The sequence below is a fragment of the Pseudomonas sp. R11F genome (assembly GCF_050312575.1).
In the GTDB taxonomy this organism is placed as follows: Bacteria; Pseudomonadota; Gammaproteobacteria; order Pseudomonadales; family Pseudomonadaceae; genus Aquipseudomonas; species Aquipseudomonas palleroniana.
Window position 1 is genome coordinate 49,896 of the sequence record NZ_JBNPJU010000036.1, and the last position, 15,396, is coordinate 65,291.

Here is a 15,396-nt window from a genome sequence, read left to right on the forward strand (position 1 = left end):
TGGTGTCATCACGTTGTCAGTGTACGCAGCAGGTTCTTGTAGTCCTCGCGAATATCCGCGTCGGATTCCTTAAGTTCGTTGATTTTGCGGCACGCGTGCAAGACCGTGGTGTGGTCACGACCGCCAAATACATCACCGATTTCCGGCAGGCTGTGGTTGGTCAGCTCCTTGGAGAGGGCCATGGCAACCTGACGGGGACGAGCCACCGAGCGCGAGCGGCGCTTGGACAGCAGGTCGGAAATCTTGATCTTGTAGTACTCGGCAACAGTGCGCTGGATGTTATCCACACTCACCAGCTTGTCTTGCAGTGCCAACAAGTCTTTGAGGGATTCGCGAATCAGCTCGATGGTGATATCGCGCCCCATGAAATGCGAGTGTGCGATAACCCGCTTGAGCGCACCTTCCAGCTCACGCACGTTGGAGCGGATGCGCTGGGCAATAAAGAATGCAGCATCGTGCGGCAGTTCGACCTTGGCCTGGTCGGCCTTTTTCATCAGGATCGCTACCCGGGTTTCCAGCTCCGGCGGCTCGACCGCAACGGTCAGGCCCCAGCCGAAGCGGGACTTCAGGCGTTCTTCGAGGCCCTCGATTTCCTTCGGATAACGGTCACTGGTCAAGATGACCTGCTGGCCGCCTTCGAGCAGGGCATTGAAGGTATGGAAAAACTCTTCCTGAGAGCGTTCTTTGCGCGCGAAGAATTGAATGTCATCGATCAGCAAGGCATCCACCGAGCGGTAGAAACGCTTGAACTCGTTGATTGCATTGAGCTGCAGGGCCTTGACCATGTCAGCCACGAAACGCTCCGAATGCAGGTACACGACCTTGGCGTTCGGGTTCTTCTTTAATAGGTGGTTACCCACAGCGTGCATCAAGTGAGTCTTACCCAAACCAACGCCACCATAAAGGAAGAGTGGGTTGTAACCATGCTTGGGGTTATCGGCGACCTGCCAGGCCGCTGCACGAGCCAGTTGGTTGGATTTACCTTCGACGAAATTCTCAAAGGTAAAGGTACGGTTCAGGTAACTGGTGTGCTTGAGCGCACCTTCGACCTGCACGGTGCGCTGTTCGGCGCGGACCGGGGCCTGCTGCGAACTCGCACCGGCCATTGGGTCGAAGCTGTCGCGAGACGGTTCTTCATTCTCCGAAACATCTTTTTGCGCGGACGATTTGGCCGGCGCCGGCGTCGGGCTTGGCGTAGCAACAACCGGTGCAACCTGGGCCTGCGACGCGGCAGCGGCCAACGGTGCGTTCGGCGCCGCGCGCGGTGCCGAGCTGCGTTTGCTGCCTATTAATAAGGAAAGCGCAGGTGCAAGGCCGTTGCCATGTTCGTCGAGCAATTCGAGAACGCGGCTCAGGTACTTCTCATTGACCCAGTCGAGAACAAAACGATTCGGCGCGTAGACACGCAACTCGTCGCCTTCGGCTTCGACCTGTAGCGGACGGATCCAGGTGTTGAATTGCTGGGCAGGCAGCTCATCGCGCAATAGCTCCACGCACTGCTGCCAAAGTTCCACTGACACGGATATCCCCTAAGTTGAAAGCCGGTGAGGCAAAAACAGCCGCCATTGTAGCGGTCGGCCGCTCACTTATCCACATGTAGGTTGCCCACAGGGCACCCAAAATCAATGCGTTAACCGCAAAAAAGGCGACCAATGGTCTGTGCATAAGCTCTGTGGATAAACCTGCCTGAGCTCGTTGCAAAAGTGGGGGTGAAAGTCTGTGGGTAACTGGCCTGTGGATAACTAGCTGTTCCACCCACAGCTTATCCGATAGCGCAGCACAGGCAGAGCACCGTTTCTCCCCCGTGTTGTCATTCTCTGTACAGCACGTGAAATAAGGCCTAAAGGGAGTTATCCACAGATGAAGGGCTGCCTAGCTTTTATAAGCTTTACAGAAAAGCTTTAAATAACTTCCTTCTCTATTTTTATATCTATGACACTCGACATGAAAGCGAGAAGGCAGAAAAGGGCGCTTTGCCTTTATAGAGATCTAATTAAAGGAAAAGCTGGTTGGAAATTGACCTAGAGGCTTGCTTTCTCTAGAATCGCCGGTCTCTTAAAACGGGGGCCATTCCGGCCCGTTGTGGACGAACCAGGTAACAACGCCATGAAACGTACTTTCCAACCCAGCACCATCAAACGCGCCCGTACCCACGGCTTCCGTGCCCGCATGGCCACCAAGAACGGTCGTGCCGTCCTGTCGCGTCGTCGCGCCAAAGGTCGCGCGCGTCTGGCAGTTTGATAATCCGGCACTGGTGGTGAGTCAGGACTTCAGTCGGGAAAAGCGTCTGCTAACTCCCCGGCATTTCAAGGCAGTCTTTGACTCCCCCACCGGCAAGGTTCCGGGGAAAAATCTCCTGCTCCTTGCGCGTAACAACGATCTGGATCACCCCCGTCTCGGGTTGGTGATCGGCAAGAAGAGCGTAAAGCTCTCCGTTGAGCGCAATCGCCTCAAGCGTCTGATGCGCGAATCGTTTCGCCTCCACCAGGACACTCTGGTTGGTTGGGATATTGTTATCGTCGCGCGTAAAGGCTTGGGGGACGTAGAAAACCCCGAATTGATTCAGCATTTCGGCAAGCTCTGGAAACGTTTGGCGCGTACCCACAAGCCAGCACCAGCAGTCAGCACCGAAACTGTAGGGGTAGACAGCCTTGATGCGTAAACTGGCCCTCGTTCCGATCCAGTTTTATCGCTATGCCATTAGTCCTCTGATGGCCAACCACTGTCGTTTCTACCCCAGTTGTTCCTGCTACGCGTTAGAGGCCATAGAAAATCATGGTCTTCTGCGCGGTGGCTGGCTGACCTTTCGTCGTTTAGGTCGCTGTCATCCGTGGAATCCCGGTGGTTATGACCCGGTTCCGCCTATCCCTACCTCCCGTTCTTCTTCGATGGCCGAGTAATCATGGATATTAAACGCACGATCCTGATCGTCGCCCTGGCAATCGTGTCCTACGTTATGGTTCTTAAGTGGAACCAGGACTATGGTCAAGCTGCCCTGCCGACTCAGAATGTTGCTACCAATCAGGCTGCGCCGGCTATTCCGGACACCCCGCTGGGTAACAATGCTTCCGCCAGTGCCGATGTACCCAGCGCGAATGCCGATACCAGCACCCCTGTAGAAACGCCGGTGGTCACCAATAAAGACCTCATCCACGTAAAAACGGATGTGCTCGACCTGGCTATCGATCCACAAGGCGGTGACATCGCGCAGTTGAAACTGCCGCTGTATCCACGTCGTCAAGACCACCCGGATGTTCCGTTCCAACTGTTCGATAACGGCGGCGAGCGTATTTATCTGGCACAAAGTGGCCTGACTGGCCCCAACGGCCCGGATGCACGTGCTACCGGTCGTCCGGTTTATTCGACCGAACAAAAGAATTATCAACTGGCTGATGGCCAGAACCAGTTGAACGTCGACCTGAAATTCAGCCTCGACGGTGTCAATTACATCAAGCGTTTCAGCTTCACCCGCGGTTTGTACGACTTGAAGGTCACTTACCTGATCGACAACGAAAGCGACAAACCCTGGAACGGCAACCTGTTTGCCCAGCTCAAGCGTGACAACAGCGCCGATCCTTCTTCCAGCACCGCCACCGGTACCGCGACTTACCTGGGCGCCGCCCTGTGGACAAGTAGCGAGCCGTACAAAAAAGTGTCGATGAAAGATATCGACAAGGGCGCTCTGAAAGAAACCGTCCAAGGCGGTTGGGTTGCGTGGTTGCAACACTACTTCGTGACCGCATGGATCCCGAACAAGGGTGAAGCCAACCTGGTTCAAACCCGCAAAGACAGCCAAGGCAACTACATCATCGGTTTCACTGGCCCGTCGTTGACCGTCGCGCCAGGTGCCAAGGCTGAAACCAGCGCTACTCTGTATGCCGGCCCAAAAAGCCAGGCAGTGTTGAAAGAGTTGTCCCCAGGTCTGGAACTGACTGTGGATTACGGCTTCCTGTGGTTCATTGCCCAGCCGATCTTCTGGCTGCTGCAACATATCCACAGCATCGTCGGTAACTGGGGCTGGTCGATCATCTTCCTGACCATGCTGATCAAAGGGCTTTTCTTCCCTCTGTCGGCAGCCAGCTACAAGTCGATGGCGCGCATGCGTGCCGTGGCGCCGAAACTGGCCGCGTTGAAAGAACAGCATGGTGATGACCGGCAGAAAATGTCGCAGGCCATGATGGAGCTGTACAAGAAAGAGAAGATCAACCCGTTGGGTGGATGCTTGCCGATTCTGGTACAGATGCCGGTGTTCCTGTCGCTGTACTGGGTTCTCCTGGAAAGCGTGGAAATGCGCCAGGCTCCGTTCATGCTGTGGATAACTGACCTGTCGATCAAAGACCCGTTCTTTATCCTGCCGATCATCATGGGCGCGACCATGTTCATCCAGCAGCGTCTGAACCCGGCTCCACCGGACCCGATGCAGGCCAAGGTAATGAAAATGATGCCAATCATCTTCACCTTCTTCTTCCTGTGGTTCCCAGCTGGTCTGGTTCTGTACTGGGTAGTCAACAACGTGTTGTCGATCTCCCAACAGTGGTACATCACTCGTAAGATCGAAGCGGCTACCAAAAAAGCCGCGGCGTAACTTACTCTGTGGATAACCACTCAAGACGCCCCCTAGTGGGGCGTTTTGCTTTCCGTCACTTTTGTTCTGGAACCTGATGATGAGCGCTCCTCGTGAAACCATCGCTGCTGTCGCTACCGCTCAAGGTCGCGGTGGTGTCGGCATCGTTCGAATTTCCGGGCCGCTTGCGGGTGTGGCGGCGCGGGCAATCAGTGGTCGAGAGCTGAAGCCGCGTTTTGCTCATTACGGTCCGTTTCTGGATGCCGATGAAGCCGTGCTGGACGAAGGTTTGGCCCTGTATTTTCCGGGCCCCAATTCCTTCACAGGTGAAGACGTGCTGGAACTGCAGGGCCACGGTGGCCCGGTGGTCCTTGATATGTTGCTGCAGCGCTGCCTGCAACTGGGCTGCCGGTTGGCACGCCCAGGCGAGTTCAGTGAGCGGGCATTCCTCAACGACAAGCTTGACCTGGCCCAGGCTGAAGCGATTGCCGACCTGATCGAGGCCAGTTCTGCACAGGCCGCGCGCAATGCTCTGCGCTCGTTGCAGGGCGCCTTTTCCCTGCGTGTGCATAACTTGACCGAGCAACTGATCAGCTTGCGCATTTATGTCGAGGCGGCAATTGATTTTCCGGAGGAAGAAATCGACTTCCTCGCCGATGGCCATGTCTTGGCGATGCTGGATAAGGTTCGTGATGAATTATCCACAGTGCTGCGTGAAGCCGGGCAGGGGGCCTTGCTGCGCGATGGCATGACCGTTGTGATCGCTGGCCGCCCCAATGCCGGCAAATCCAGCTTGCTCAACGCCTTGGCAGGTAGAGAAGCGGCTATCGTCACGGAGATCGCCGGCACCACGCGGGATATCTTGCGCGAACATATCCACATCGATGGCATGCCCCTGCATGTGGTCGACACGGCGGGGTTGCGTGATACCGACGATCAGGTCGAAAAAATCGGCGTGGAACGGGCGCTCAAGGCTATCGGTGAAGCGGACCGGGTACTGCTGGTCGTCGATGCCACGGCACCGGAGGCTGTAGATCCTTTTGCGCTCTGGCCGGAATTCCTTGAGCAACGGCCCGACCCGAGCAAAGTCACCTTGATCCGCAACAAGGCCGACTTGACCGGCGAAGCGATTACCATGGAAACCAGCGAGGATGGCCACGTCACGCTCAGCCTGAGCGCCAAGTCGGCAGGGGATGGCCTGGAACTGCTGCGCGAGCACCTCAAGGCCTGCATGGGCTACGAACAGACCTCGGAAAGCAGCTTCAGTGCGCGCCGCAGGCACTTGGAGGCACTGCGCCATGCCAGCTCAGCGTTGGAACACGGCCGAGCTCAGCTGACTTTGGCGGGTGCGGGCGAGCTGCTGGCCGAGGACTTGCGCCAGGCGCAGCAGCTGTTGGGCGAAATCACCGGCGCGTTCAGCTCCGATGATTTACTCGGGCGAATCTTCTCCAGCTTCTGTATCGGCAAATAACCGAGTTATCCACACCGTCACCAGTTGTAGGACACCGTACCCAGCAAGGTACGGCTGTCGCCCCAGTAGCAACGCCCGGCGTCGTTGCAACCAGACACATATTCCTTGTCGAACAGGTTCTTGGCATTCAGATCCACCGACCAGTTCTTATCGATCTGATAGCCAACGGACGCATCTACCAACGTCACACTTCCCGCGTCCAATTTCCCGTACAGCGTAGGTGCTGTGTAGGAAAAAGTGCTGTCGAAATAACGCACGCCGCCGCCCAGGGACAGGCCCTTGAGTTGGCCATCGAGGAAGCGATATTTTCCCCACACTGACGCCTGGTTACGTGGGACGCCGGTCATCTGATGACCTTCCACCAGCGATGTTGCCGAATCCTTGGTGATCCGTGCGTCGGTATAAGTGTAAGCCGCCGTCACATTCAGATTGGGCGTGATATTGCTGTTGACCTCTACTTCCACGCCCTTGGCCCGGCTTTCACCCACCTGGCGGTAGCTATTGGTGGTGGCATCCAGGTAAGTATCGTCCTGCTTACGAAGGTCATACACCGACAGGGTCATCGCGGTATCCCAGCCGATCGGCTCGTACTTCACACCCGCTTCATATTGGCTGCTGGTGATCGGTTTCAGCGGGGAGCCCGCGTTGGAGATCTGCTGCACCGGTACGAACGCGGTGGAATAGCTGACATACGGCGTAAGACCGTTGTCGAACTGATACATCACGCCACCCTGATAGGTGAACTTGCGGTCTTCGGAGCTGGTATTACTGGCCTTGTTCACCTTGTCGCGGAAATCGCTGTCGACCCAGTCCTGTCTGCCACCGAGCAGTAACAGCCAATGGTCGTACTTGCTTTGGAGCTGTGCATAAACCCCTTTCATCCGCTGTTCGAGCAAAGTGTTCTGCACTGCGATTGGGGTGAGCGGATCGCGCAGGTACACCGGGTTGTACACATTGATGGTGCCGGCAAATCCCGCGTCCCAGTCCTGATTGAAGGAGGTGCGGTCGTAGCTGGCACCGAACAGCACGGTATTTTCCAGCCCGCCCACCTGGAATTTGCCTTCGAGCTGGTTATCCAGGGAATAGACCATCGACTTGTTGTAGCGATCGTAGGCGGTCATGTTCAATTGTGTGCCGAAACCACCGTTATTCAAGGCACCAGGCCAGGTCTCATGGCGATTGATGCGTGACTGCATGTAGCGCGAATTCTGACGGAACTGCCAATCGTCATTGAAGCTGTGGCTGAATTCGTAACCGGTACTCCAGGCTTCGCGTTCAAAGGTGTTCCAGTCCGGATCGCCGAGCATGGTGTGCTTGGAGAGCTTGCCGTTGGGATTTTTCAGTAACGTGCCGGCGGCGGGCAGGCCGAGTTCCAGGTTGGTGTGGTCCTTCTGATAGTTAGCCAACAGCGTCAGGGTGTTGTAGTCATCGAAGTTCAGGGTCAGGGACGGCGCCAGGTAGAGGCGATCATCTGGCACGTGGTCGGTCTGGGTGTCGGATTTGCGGCCGAGCAACACAACGCGGCCGAGGATATTGTCGCTGTCATTGAGTGGCCCGGAGATATCCACACCCAATTGGCGCCGATTGTTGGAGCCATAGCCCAGTTGCACTTCGCCTTGCGGAGTGGCGGTCGGGTGTTTGCTGACCAGATTGACCAACCCACCGGGCGCGTTTTCGCCGTAGAGCAGTGAAGAAGGCCCGCGGAAAACTTCAACCCGCTCCAGACCATACGGCTCGCTGGTAGTGTCGTACCGATTGCCCTGTACACGCAGGCCGTCTCGCAGCAAGCCGTAGCCATAATCTGTGGCGTTGAAACCGCGAATGAAGAACAGGTCACCGGCCAAGCTATCGCCGGCCGCAAAGGGCGGCGCGAAGATACCCGGGACGTAGCCCAGCACTTCAGTCAGCGTCTGTGACTTCTGGTCTTTGATGCGCTGGCCCGTGACCACCGAGACGGAACGCGGGGTTTCCGACAGGGGTGTACTGGTCTTGGTGCCGATACGGCTGTTTTGCGCCTTGTAACCCACGTCCCGGGCGATGTCCTGATTGAACCCATTCTGTTGATAAGTGCTCACCGTAGTCGGGGCGAGGGTGAGTTGGCCGGAGGGCGCCGCTTGCAGTACATAGCTTCCCGGACCCTGGGCTGCCGCTTGCAACTGAGAATTCTGCAGCAATAGCGCAAAACCCTGTTCCACCGAATAGTCACCCTCAAGGCCTGACGTCGTAAGGCCCGCAGTTTGCTGAGGCGAGAAGGACAGAATCACATTCGCCCTCGCGGCAAACTGGCTCAGAGCAGTGTCCAGGGAGCCGGCAGCAATGGCGTAGTGTTGAACCGAACTGGCAGCCATGGCACCACCGGATAGCATGGTGGCTGCAGTGACGGTGGTGAGCAGCAGACCATAGGTCATGCCATGGCAGGAGAGTCGTTGGCGAAGCGTAGTAGGAAGGCGCATTAGCGGATAAGCCCTGAAGGTAGCGTCGTGATTATCCTTAGGGCCGTGCCAGGTCAAAAAAAGATAACCCTCTTGTGGATTATTTTTTTGATCAAGCGACGCGCTTTACCGAAACCCAATAGCGTGTGAAGTATTTCACCTGAATCGGCAAGGTCGCTTGCAGGTTGGACAGCACGGCATCGGTGGAGTCCAGTCGAAAAGTCCCGGAAACCCGCAGTCGTGCCGAGGCCTGATCGCACTGCAGAACGCCGGGTCGATAGCGCGCCAAATCTTCGAGCAGATCGCCAAGCCGGGTATCCAGTACGATGACTTGCCCATCGACCCAGGCAGCCTGGGTTCCCTTATAGGGCTGGTTGGCCTCCACGGCCTGTCGATTGAAGTCCGCGCTTTCCCCGGCTACGAGCAAGCGAGCCTGATCCGGTTTATCCCCAGGCGACAAACTCACGCGGTCTTCCAGGACTCCGACCCGGGTGGAGTCCGGCAACTGGCGTACCGTGAACCGGGTACCTAATGCCTGTACGCGGCCCTGGCGGGTTTCTACATAGAACGGTGTTTGCCCGCCTGACTTGCCAGTATGGATAAGTACTTCACCTTCGCGCAGGCGGATCAAACGCTGGCGCCCATCAAACACCACATCGATGGCTGTGCGGGTATTCAGGTCTATCCGAGTGCCATCGGCCAGTTCGACGCGGCGGTGTTCGCCCACCCGTGTGCGGTAATCGGCCCAGACATTCCCCATCGACGTGTGTTGCTGGACGTTCCAACCCAGATAACCCGTGCCGCCCAGTGCCAGCATCCACTTGAGCACCTGCCGCCTTTGGTGCGTTGTGGATAACGCACGCCGAGTAAAATCCTGCGGCAGGGTGCCAAGGCTGCGTTGCAACTGCTCCATCTGACTCCAGGCGAGCTGGTGGGAGGGATCGTGGTCAAGCCATTGCTGCCAGGCCTGGCGCTCGGCGGCGGTGGGCGGTTGGGATTGAAATTGCACATACCAGATAGCCGCGGCTTCGAAGGTCTTGCGATCGGGGGCGACCATCACAGGCCTGCCATGATCAGAGTGCATTCAGTCAGGGCACGGATCATGTGTTTTTTAACGGTGGTCAGCGACACCTGCAATTGATCGGCAATCTGTTGATAAGTCAGGCCTTCGATCTGTGAAAGCATGAAAATCCGCCGAGCCCGTTCACCCAGCCCCGACAGGGCTTTATCCACAGCCACCAACGTTTCAATGATGATTGCCCGATCCTCCTCGCTGATCGCGGTGGCTTGCGGGCGCTCGGCCATGGTCTGCCGATAGGCCTGTTCAACGGCATGCCGGCGATATCGATCAATCACCAAACCCCTGGCAATGGTCGCCAGATAATCCCTGGGTTCCAGGATTTGCGCGGCGTTCCGGCCGCCCAGAATACGCACGAACGTATCGTGTGCGACGTCGGCTGCATCGCAGGCGTTATGCAATCTAGCCTTGAGCCAACCCTGCAACCAGGAATGGTGCTGCTCATAGATGTGCTGGACTGAAACCGTGTGTGGAGGAAGGGGCATTAGGCACGACAACACAGGTTAATGATAATCGCTATTATTAACTACGCCGCTGACTTCTCACAATAGCCCGCTATCTGAAGCGTTACTCCCTGCATCGAAGGATCCGGGGGAGCTCTGCCGTGCTCGAAACTTGAGCATATCGGTACTTTTCTGTGAGTTAAGCCCTGTGAATAACCGCCCTTGTGCCCGGTTGATAACAAGGCCTGAAACCTGATTAAAAACCCCTCTGTGGATAACGATGCATTTAATCCACAGGCTTAAAGCAGTTATCCAAGGGCCTCATTGGCACATGACCACAACCTTTTGAATCTCTGTACACCCCATAAATAAAGGGAGACAGAGGTTTATCCACAGAAAGGTACCTCAGTAGAAATAAACATAAAAACAAAGATCTTATAAATTTCTTTCTTTTTAATTTCTTTTGCTCGTGACTCATCCACAGCTGGTTAAATTTTGTGCAAAGGGTTCTTTAGGAAGGGCTAAGTCCCTATACTTGCCGCCAAAGCTCTAAAACCAGCTCAACCAATCAATTCCTAATTACCTACATAAGCAGGCACGAGGTGCGTGGTGGATTTCCCTTCCCGTTTTGAAGTGATCGTCATCGGCGGCGGTCATGCCGGTACCGAGGCAGCACTGGCGTCAGCACGCATGGGTGTAAAAACCCTGTTGTTGACGCATAACGTGGAAACCCTCGGTGCCATGAGTTGCAACCCCGCCATTGGTGGGATCGGTAAAAGCCATCTGGTCAAAGAAATCGACGCCCTTGGCGGCGTGATGGCTATGGCTACTGATAAAGGCGGCATTCAATTTCGCGTGCTCAACAGCCGCAAAGGCCCGGCCGTGCGTGCTACGCGGGCACAAGCTGACCGCATCCTGTACAAGGCGGCGGTGCGTGAAACCCTGGAAAACCAGGCGAACCTGTGGATATTTCAACAGGCAGCAGATGACCTGATCGTTGAACAGAACCAGGTACGCGGTGTTGTCACTCAAATGGGCCTGCGTTTTTTCGCAGAATCCGTGGTGTTGACCACCGGTACCTTCCTCGGCGGACTTATCCACATCGGAATGCAAAACTATTCCGGTGGTCGTGCGGGTGACCCACCCTCGATCGCCCTGGCAAAACGCCTGCGTGAATTGCCGCTGCGTGTCGGCCGCCTGAAAACCGGAACCCCGCCACGTATCGACGGGCGTTCTGTAGATTTTTCGGTGATGACCGAACAAGCCGGTGATACGCCAATCCCAGTGATGTCGTTCATGGGGTCCAAAGAGCTGCACCCGAAACAGGTCAGTTGCTGGATTACCCACACCAATGCGCGTACCCACGAAATCATTGCCGCGAACCTCGACCGTTCGCCGATGTATTCCGGCGTGATCGAAGGCATCGGCCCGCGTTATTGCCCATCGATTGAAGACAAGATCCACCGCTTTGCCGACAAGGAAAGCCACCAGGTCTTTATCGAACCGGAAGGTTTGACCACTCACGAGCTGTACCCGAACGGGATTTCCACTTCGTTGCCGTTCGACGTGCAAATCCAGATCGTGCAGTCGATTCGCGGCATGGAAAACGCCCACATCGTGCGGCCGGGCTACGCCATCGAGTACGACTACTTCGACCCGCGTGACTTGAAGTACAGCCTGGAAACCAAAGTCATCGGCGGCTTGTTCTTCGCCGGGCAAATCAACGGCACCACCGGCTACGAAGAAGCCGGCGCCCAGGGTTTGCTGGCCGGGACCAACGCAGCACTGCGTGCACAAGGCAAAGACAGCTGGTGCCCGCGTCGCGATGAAGCGTACATCGGCGTATTGGTGGATGACCTGATTACCCTGGGTACTCAGGAGCCCTACCGGATGTTCACTTCCCGGGCGGAATATCGCCTGATCCTGCGCGAAGACAACGCCGACCTGCGCCTGACCGAGAAAGGTCGCGAGCTGGGCTTGGTCGATGACGTGCGTTGGGCGGCATTCTGCAAAAAACGCGAGAGCATCGCGCTGGAAGAGCAGCGTTTGAAAAGCACCTGGGTCCGCCCAGGCACCGAGCAAGGCGGTGCGATTGCAGAAAAATTCGGCACGCCGCTGACCCACGAGTACAACTTGCTGAACCTGCTGTCCCGGCCGGAAATCGACTACGCTGGCTTGGTCGAAGTGACCGGACAAGGTGCAGAAGATCCACAAGTGGCCGAGCAGGTCGAAATCAAGACCAAATACGCCGGGTATATTGACCGCCAGCAGGATGAGATCGCCCGCTTGCGCGCCAGTGAAGACACCAAGCTGCCTGTGGATATCGACTACACCGGGATTTCCGGTCTGTCGAAAGAAATTCAAAGCAAGCTGGGGATAACGCGTCCGGAGACCCTGGGCCAGGCTTCACGTATTCCCGGTGTCACTCCGGCAGCGATTTCGCTGTTGATGATTCATTTGAAAAAACGCGGCGCGGGCCGTCAGTTGGAGCAAAGCGCTTGAGTTCGTTGGTCACCGTACAACACGCCGAAGAGTTATCCACAGGTGCACGCCAGTTGGGCGTCGACCTGACCGCCGCCCAGCATGAGTTGCTGCTGGGCTACCTGGCCCTGTTGATCAAATGGAACAAGGCTTACAACCTGACCGCTGTGCGTGATCCCGATGAAATGGTCTCCCGCCACCTGCTCGACAGCTTGAGCGTGATGCCGTTTATCGAAAACGGTCGCTGGCTCGACGTCGGCAGCGGCGGTGGCATGCCCGGTATTCCGCTGGCCATCCTGTTTCCAGAGTCGCAAGTGACGTGCCTGGACAGCAATGGCAAGAAAACCCGCTTCCTGACCCAGGTCAAACTCGAACTCAAATTGGATAACCTGCAAGTTATCCACAGCCGTGTCGAAGCCTTCACACCTGAACAGCCATTCAACGGTATCGTCTCCCGGGCGTTCAGCAGCATGGAGAACTTCAGCAACTGGACCCGCCACCTGGGCGACCGCGATACGCGCTGGCTGGCAATGAAGGGCGTTCATCCAAGCGACGAGCTGTTAGCATTGCCGGCAGACTTCCACCTCGATAGCGAACACGCCTTGGCCGTACCTGGTTGCCAAGGCCAACGCCATCTGCTGATACTGCGCCGCACGGCATGATTGGGAACACAAGCAAGAATGGCTAAGGTATTCGCGATAGCGAACCAGAAAGGTGGCGTGGGCAAAACCACCACCTGCATCAACCTCGCAGCATCCCTGGTCGCTACCAAGCGTCGGGTGCTGTTGATCGATCTTGATCCACAGGGCAACGCCACCATGGGTAGCGGTGTGGATAAACATGGCCTGGAAAACTCGGTCTACGACTTGCTGATCGGTGAGTGCGACCTGACCCAGGCCATGCACTTTTCCGAGCACGGCGGTTATCAACTGCTGCCGGCCAACCGCGATTTGACCGCGGCGGAAGTGGTGCTGCTGGAAATGCAGATGAAAGAAAGCCGTCTGCGCAGCGCACTGGCGCCGATTCGCGAAAACTACGACTACATTTTGATCGACTGCCCGCCGTCGCTGTCGATGTTGACGTTGAACGCGCTGGTGGCCGCCGACGGGGTGATTATCCCCATGCAGTGCGAGTATTACGCACTGGAAGGGTTGAGCGACCTTGTGGATAACATCAAGCGTATCGCCGAGTTGTTGAACCCGAACCTGCAGATCGAAGGTCTGCTGCGGACGATGTTCGACCCACGCCTGAGCCTGATGAACGATGTGTCGGCGCAGCTCAAGGAACACTTCGGCGATCAGTTGTACGACACCGTGATCCCACGCAACATCCGTCTGGCCGAAGCGCCAAGCTATGGCATGCCCGCGCTGGCGTATGACAAATCCTCACGTGGTGCCATTGCCTACCTGGCATTGGCCGGCGAGATGGTTCGCCGTCAGCGCCGCAACTCACGTACCGCTGCAGCTCAGCCAACTTAAGGAATCCCCATGGCCGTCAAGAAACGAGGTCTCGGACGTGGACTGGATGCACTGTTGAGTGGTCCGACCGTCACATCGCTTGAAGAACAAGCGGTGCAGGCCGATGAGCGCGAGCTGCAACACCTGCCGCTGGACCTGATCCAGCGCGGTAAGTACCAGCCACGTCGGGACATGGACCCCCAGGCGCTGGAGGAACTGGCCAACTCGATCAAGACACAGGGGGTGATGCAGCCCATTGTGGTACGCCCCATTGGTGGTGGCCGTTTTGAAATCATCGCGGGCGAACGTCGCTGGCGTGCCAGCCAGCAGGCCGGCAAGGACACCATCCCGGCGATGGTGCGCGATGTGCCGGATGAAGCCGCCATCGCCATGGCGTTGATCGAAAATATCCAGCGTGAAGATCTCAACCCGATCGAAGAAGCGATTGCCTTGCAGCGTTTGCAGCAGGAATTCCAGCTGACCCAGCAACAAGTGGCTGAGGCGGTGGGTAAATCCCGCGTCACCGTTTCCAACTTGCTGCGCCTGATCGCATTGCCGGAAGTCATCAAGACCATGTTGTCCCATGGCGACCTGGAAATGGGCCACGCTCGTGCTTTGCTCGGATTGCCGGAAAATCAACAGGTTGAAGGGGCGCGACACGTTGTCGCACGCGGCCTCACCGTTCGTCAGACCGAGGCGCTGGTTCGCCAATGGCTCAGCGGCAAACCTGCACCGGTCGAAGCGGCCAAACCTGATCCGGATATCGCGCGCCTTGAGCAGCGCCTGGCCGAGCGGCTGGGCTCGGCGGTGCAAATTCGCCATGGCAAGAAGGGCAAAGGGCAACTGGTCATCGGATATAACTCCCTCGATGAGCTTCAGGGCGTCCTTGCCCACATCCGCTGAAACATTTGCTTATGTAGCGCGCGATCGGAAAACACTACCCGACAGTTGAATAGGGGCTGAACCGCCCCTATACTCTGCGCGCATTTTGTCGGCACAAATTATGCCAAGTTATTGATTTCCGGCAGCCGACCATTGAGGAGCAAGAGTGATGGAAACCCGCACGCCAAACACGTTGCCGTTCCATCGCTTGGCCGTTTTCCCGGTTTTATTGGCTCAATTTGTCGTTTTGCTGATCGCCGCATTGGCGCTTTGGTACTGGCATGGAGTCGTAGCCGGATATTCAGGACTCTGCGGAGGCCTGATAGCCTTGCTGCCCAATATGTATTTTGCTCACAGGGCCTTTCGGTTTTCCGGCGCCCGAGCAGCCCAGGCTATCGTCCGGTCTTTTTATGCCGGTGAAGCAGGGAAACTGATTTTGACGGCAGTGCTGTTCGCACTGACCTTTGCAGGTGTGAAGCCATTGGCGCCGCTGGCTGTATTCGGCGCCTTCGTGTTGACCCAATTGGTCAGCTGGTTCGCTCCCCTGCTAATGAAAACAAGACTTTCGAAACCTTAGGGCGTTTGAGG

General features: G+C 56.8%; 14 protein-coding genes. 10 read left to right on the forward strand and 4 right to left on the reverse strand.

Annotated elements, in window-relative coordinates:
• Positions 1-8: 8 nt before the first annotated feature.
• Positions 9-1,520 carry a chromosomal replication initiator protein DnaA gene (gene dnaA / locus ACQRBV_RS09190; protein WP_060756563.1) on the reverse strand — a complete coding sequence of 504 codons (1,512 nt, stop codon included), beginning with the start codon at positions 1,518-1,520 and terminating at the stop codon, positions 9-11.
• A gap of 586 nt (positions 1,521-2,106) precedes the next feature.
• Between dnaA and rpmH the strand changes: the two genes are divergently transcribed.
• The 5 genes from rpmH (at position 2,107) to mnmE (ending at position 6,035) form a co-directional block, all read left to right on the forward strand.
• The gene (gene rpmH, locus ACQRBV_RS09195; RefSeq protein WP_003213577.1) at positions 2,107-2,241 is read left to right on the forward strand and encodes a 50S ribosomal protein L34; all 135 of its coding nucleotides are present in this window, start codon (positions 2,107-2,109) and stop codon (positions 2,239-2,241) included.
• Positions 2,242-2,254: 13 nt separating this feature from the next.
• Positions 2,255-2,662 (forward strand): ribonuclease P protein component, encoded by a 408-nt coding sequence (gene rnpA / locus ACQRBV_RS09200; RefSeq protein WP_020302575.1) that lies wholly within the window; start codon positions 2,255-2,257, stop codon positions 2,660-2,662.
• On the forward strand, positions 2,655-2,900 hold the full coding sequence (gene yidD / locus ACQRBV_RS09205; protein WP_003213574.1) for a membrane protein insertion efficiency factor YidD: 246 nt from the start codon (positions 2,655-2,657) through the stop codon (positions 2,898-2,900). Before rnpA ends, yidD begins: the two co-directional genes overlap by 8 nt.
• A gap of 2 nt (positions 2,901-2,902) precedes the next feature.
• Entirely contained in the window at positions 2,903-4,585 is a 1,683-nt protein-coding gene (gene yidC, locus ACQRBV_RS09210; protein WP_060756565.1) for a membrane protein insertase YidC, read from the forward strand.
• Positions 4,586-4,664: 79 nt separating this feature from the next.
• Positions 4,665-6,035 (forward strand): tRNA uridine-5-carboxymethylaminomethyl(34) synthesis GTPase MnmE, encoded by a 1,371-nt coding sequence (gene mnmE / locus ACQRBV_RS09215; RefSeq protein ID WP_060756566.1) that lies wholly within the window; start codon positions 4,665-4,667, stop codon positions 6,033-6,035.
• A gap of 17 nt (positions 6,036-6,052) precedes the next feature.
• Here the strand turns inward: mnmE and ACQRBV_RS09220 are convergent, their stop codons facing one another.
• The 3 genes from ACQRBV_RS09220 to ACQRBV_RS09230 form a co-directional block, all read right to left on the reverse strand.
• A complete protein-coding gene (locus tag ACQRBV_RS09220; RefSeq protein ID WP_411984875.1) occupies positions 6,053-8,488 on the reverse strand; it encodes a TonB-dependent siderophore receptor in 2,436 nt (811 codons plus the stop codon).
• Between the two features lie 91 nt (positions 8,489-8,579).
• Positions 8,580-9,524, reverse strand: a complete 945-nt coding sequence (locus ACQRBV_RS09225) for a FecR domain-containing protein (RefSeq protein ID WP_090367806.1) — start codon at positions 9,522-9,524, stop codon at positions 8,580-8,582.
• Positions 9,524-10,030: a sigma-70 family RNA polymerase sigma factor gene (locus ACQRBV_RS09230; protein ID WP_060756569.1), complete on the reverse strand. Its 507-nt coding sequence runs from the start codon at positions 10,028-10,030 to the stop codon at positions 9,524-9,526. Before ACQRBV_RS09230 ends, ACQRBV_RS09225 begins: the two co-directional genes overlap by 1 nt.
• Positions 10,031-10,597: 567 nt before the next feature.
• On the opposite strand from ACQRBV_RS09230, the gene mnmG reads away from it, so the two are divergent.
• From mnmG to ACQRBV_RS09255, 5 genes are all read left to right on the forward strand, one after another.
• The gene (mnmG, locus tag ACQRBV_RS09235; RefSeq protein ID WP_411984876.1) at positions 10,598-12,490 is read left to right on the forward strand and encodes a tRNA uridine-5-carboxymethylaminomethyl(34) synthesis enzyme MnmG; all 1,893 of its coding nucleotides are present in this window, start codon (positions 10,598-10,600) and stop codon (positions 12,488-12,490) included.
• A complete protein-coding gene (gene rsmG / locus ACQRBV_RS09240) occupies positions 12,487-13,131 on the forward strand; it encodes a 16S rRNA (guanine(527)-N(7))-methyltransferase RsmG (RefSeq protein WP_060756571.1) in 645 nt (214 codons plus the stop codon). The genes mnmG and rsmG overlap by 4 nt, the downstream gene beginning before the upstream one ends.
• A gap of 18 nt (positions 13,132-13,149) precedes the next feature.
• Positions 13,150-13,947, forward strand: coding sequence for a ParA family protein (locus ACQRBV_RS09245; RefSeq protein WP_060756572.1), 798 nt, complete (start codon positions 13,150-13,152; stop codon positions 13,945-13,947).
• 9 nt (positions 13,948-13,956) lie between these two features.
• Positions 13,957-14,829: a ParB/RepB/Spo0J family partition protein gene (locus ACQRBV_RS09250; RefSeq protein ID WP_411984877.1), complete on the forward strand. Its 873-nt coding sequence runs from the start codon at positions 13,957-13,959 to the stop codon at positions 14,827-14,829.
• A gap of 148 nt (positions 14,830-14,977) precedes the next feature.
• Positions 14,978-15,385, forward strand: coding sequence for a F0F1 ATP synthase subunit I (locus ACQRBV_RS09255; RefSeq protein WP_090367811.1), 408 nt, complete (start codon positions 14,978-14,980; stop codon positions 15,383-15,385).
• Positions 15,386-15,396 lie beyond the last annotated feature (11 nt).